Annotated in this window: 2 protein-coding genes; one reads left to right on the top strand and one right to left on the bottom strand. The window is 69.4% G+C overall.

The window, feature by feature from the left end; all coding sequences use genetic code 11:
- Positions 1-90: 90 nt before the first annotated feature.
- Complete coding sequence (locus ACRX5S_RS25055; RefSeq protein ID WP_436775336.1) at positions 91-1,884, bottom strand: AMP-dependent synthetase/ligase; 1,794 nt, start codon at positions 1,882-1,884, stop codon at positions 91-93.
- A gap of 434 nt (positions 1,885-2,318) precedes the next feature.
- Between ACRX5S_RS25055 and ACRX5S_RS25060 the strand changes: the two genes are divergently transcribed.
- Positions 2,319-3,544 (top strand): transcriptional regulator (locus ACRX5S_RS25060; protein ID WP_436775337.1); only part of this gene is annotated, 1,226 nt, incomplete at its 3' end.

A 3,544-nucleotide genomic window follows, 5' to 3' on the forward strand; every position in this document is an offset into this window, starting at 1 on the left:
CCCAGGGGCGGTGTTTCAGGGGCCCGAGCTGTGCTTCACGGCTCGGCGCGGGCCCAGGGACGGTGTCCGGGGCCCGCGCCGATCTGTCGGTCAGGACGCGTACAGCGCGTCGATCTCGGCCTCGAAGTCGGCCATCACCACGTGCCGCTTGAGCTTGAGCGAGGGGGTCAGGTGACCGGAGGCCACGGTGAACTGGATGTCCAGGATCCGGAACTTGCGGACCGCCTCACCGCGCGAGACCGCCGCGTTCCCGTCGTCGACGGCCTGCTGGATCTCGGCCAGCAGGTCGGGGTCCGTGCGCAGGTCCTCGGCGCTCATGCCCTCCGGCTTGCCGCTCTGGAGGGCCCAGCGCGGCAGGAACTCCTCGTCCAGCGTCACCAGTGCCGCGACGAACGGCTTGGCGTCGCCGATGACCATGCATTCGGCCACCAGCGCGTGTGCCCGGATGCGGTCCTCGATCACCGCCGGGGCGACGTTCTTGCCGCCCGCGGTGACCAGGAGTTCCTTCTTCCGGCCGGTGATGGTCAGGTAGCCCTCGTCGTCCAGGGCGCCGATGTCGCCGGTGTGGAACCACTCGTCGGTGAAGACCGCGGCCGTCGCCTTGTCGTTGTTCCAGTAGCCGGTGAAGATGTGGTCGCCGCGCAGCAGGACCTCGCCGTCGTCGGCGATCCGCACGCCGCTGCACGGCATGGGCAGGCCGACGGTGCCGATCTTCTGGCGGTCGTGCGGGTTGAACGTGCTGGCCGCACACGACTCGGCGAGGCCGTAGCCCTCCAGGACGGTGAACCCGAGGCCCCGGTAGAAGTGCCCCAGGCGCTCCCCCAGCGGCGCCCCGCCGGAGATGGCGTGCGTGGCGCGCCCGCCCAGCACCGCGCGCAGCTTGGCGTACACGAGCCGGTCGAACACCTTGTGCCGCAGGCGCAGGGTCAGTCCGGGACCGGACGGGGTCTCCAGCGCCCGGCTGTACGCGATGGCCGTCTCCACCGCCTGGTCGAAGATCTTCCCCTTGCCGCCCGCCCGCGCCTGCGCCCGGGCGGAGTTGTAGACCTTCTCGAAGACGCGGGGCACGGACAGGAGGAACGTCGGTTTGAAGTCGGCCAGTTCGTCGGTGACGTGCTTGACGTCGCTGAGGTGGCCCAGCTTGACCGGGGCCATGATCGCGACGAGTGCCGCGACCCGGGCCATGACGTGCGCGAGCGGCAGGAAGAGCAGCACGGACGCGTCGTCGGAGAACAGCGGCTTGTTGAGCGCGATCGTGTTCCCGCACTCCGCGAGGAAGTTGCGGTGGGTGAGCTTGCAGCCCTTGGGGCGGCCGGTGGTGCCCGAGGTGTAGACGATGGTGGCGAGCGAGTCGGCATTGGCCGAGGCCCGGCGCTCGTCGACCTCGGGCTCGGTCACGTCGCGGCCGGCCTCGACCAGCTCGCCCACCGCGTCGGCGTCGATCCGCCAGACGTTCTTGAGCCCGGGCAGGCGGTCGCGGATCTCCTCGACCACGGCCTGGTGTTCCGCCGACTCCACGATGAACGCCACCGCGCCGGAGTCGCCGATGATCCACTCGATCTGCTCGGCGGAGGAGGTCTCGTAGATGGGCACCGAGACCGCGCCGGCGAACCAGAGCGCGAAGTCGAGCAGGGTCCACTCGTACCTGGTGCGCGACATCAGCGCGACCCGGTCGCCGGGCTGCACGCCGGAGGCGATGACGCCCTTGGCGGTGGCACGCACTTCGGCCAGGAACTCGGCCGAGGTGACATCCTGCCAGTGCCCGGATACCTTGCGCGCGAGCACCGCACGGTCCGGATACTCGGCCGCGTTGCGCAGCACCAGTTCTGTCAGATTTCCGTCTGGGGGAACGTCGTACAGGGATGGCACGCTGAACTCGCGCAAGTCTCTATCTCCTTGTCGGCGCCTGCGGTAGCTGGTTGCGCTTCGTCAGGGAACCTGCCGACCGGCGGGCTGGCGGCCGACAGAGGGGCGGGACATATGTCCAATCACCGTTATTGTCAATAGAGTTCGTCATACGGAGTTCACATTATCGTCATGTGAGGCGCCGACGGAACATGCCGGAGCCCGCTCCGCCGGCGTGGCCCGCAACGGCCCGTTCATGGTGAACCCGCCCTTCCCCGCGGGCCGTACCTGTTGCGAGGCCACAAGGCAAGGTGAAGGTCTCGAAACAAACACTAGGTTTCCCCCGACGGCCGACTTCAGTGAGGGGCACGAGGTTGAGCGACGTCATAGGTATTGCGTCCACCGCCCGGTACCGCCATCCATTGGCGGCTTTAAGGGCCAAGGCAGGCTACACACACGGCGAGTACGCGCACTTGATCGCCAAAACGCACGCCGAACTCGGTTTCGGCCAGATGGCCGCGCGACGGGAGAAGGTCTCCCGGTGGGAGGCCGGTCGTGCGGTGCCGGAGCTCACCGCCCAGCTCGCGATGGCACACATCCATGCAGTCCCCCAGGAAGAGGTGATGACCCGCAAGTGGCCCGACTGGCTGCACCTGGCCATCGGGGACGCGCGCCAGCTCGAACTGCCCTGGACCAGTGCGGCAGTTCCCGAGGCCATACTCGACGCGGTCATCGGCCGGAAGCTGATCCAGCAGGAATATCTCCTCGCCACCGGCAAGGCCGCCAGATCTCTCGCCGAGGCCTGGACGGACGCCATGTCCGAGGCGCTGGCGAAGGCCCCGGAGGACGCCCGCCGGGAGGCCTCCGCACTGCTGCGCGGGCCGGGTGACAACGAGTCCGGGTCGGTGCTGGAGGCCTGCACTCGGTTGCGCGAACTCCAGACGTTCACCAAGCGGTTCACCGCGGACTGGCTGGTGCACGCGAGCGAGATGGAACTGCGCACGCTGGCCAACCACTTCCTGGCCGCACCGGACACGCTGCGCACCGGCCCGGACCTGTTGATCATCGCGGCCGAGGGTCTGGCCGTGTGCGGGTTCATCGCACGCCTCCAGGGCGAGCACATCAACTCGCAGCGGTACTACCTCGCCGCGCTGCGGTGCGCCACGGCCGCCGCGGACGCCGAGACGGCCGCGGCGATCGTGACCCTGCACGTAGGGCAGTACCTCGACCTCCAGTTGCACGAGGAGGCCGCGGAACTCGTCACGGCGGTGGGCGCGTTGCTCAACGACAACCAGATCAGCGTGAAGGACCCGGCGCTGGTGGCGCTCATGCACGCGCAGACCGCACGCATCCACGCGATGCGCGGGGACGATCTGGGCCGCAGGCGGGCACTGTCCTCGGGAAGACAGGCTCTGGACACCGGAGTCGCCTCCGGGAACCTCCCGATCCTGCCGATCCGCTGCCACGCCTGGCTGCGCCTGATGGACGGGGTCTCGCTGCTGGATCTGGGGCAACCGGACCGCGCCATCAAGCACTTCGCGCCGGTGCTGTCCAACACTGAGGCGACCCGCCTGCCGCTGCCCCCGGCCGCACGCGCCATGTACATGCTGCGGGCCGCCGAGACACAGGTCGCCCTCGGGGACGGCGTGGCGGCCGCGGACACCGCCGCCCGGGCGGCGACCCTGCTGGGCGGGGTACG

Origin of the sequence: Yinghuangia sp. YIM S09857 (assembly GCF_051388915.1) — a bacterium.
In the GTDB taxonomy this organism is placed as follows: domain Bacteria; phylum Actinomycetota; class Actinomycetes; order Streptomycetales; family Streptomycetaceae; genus Yinghuangia.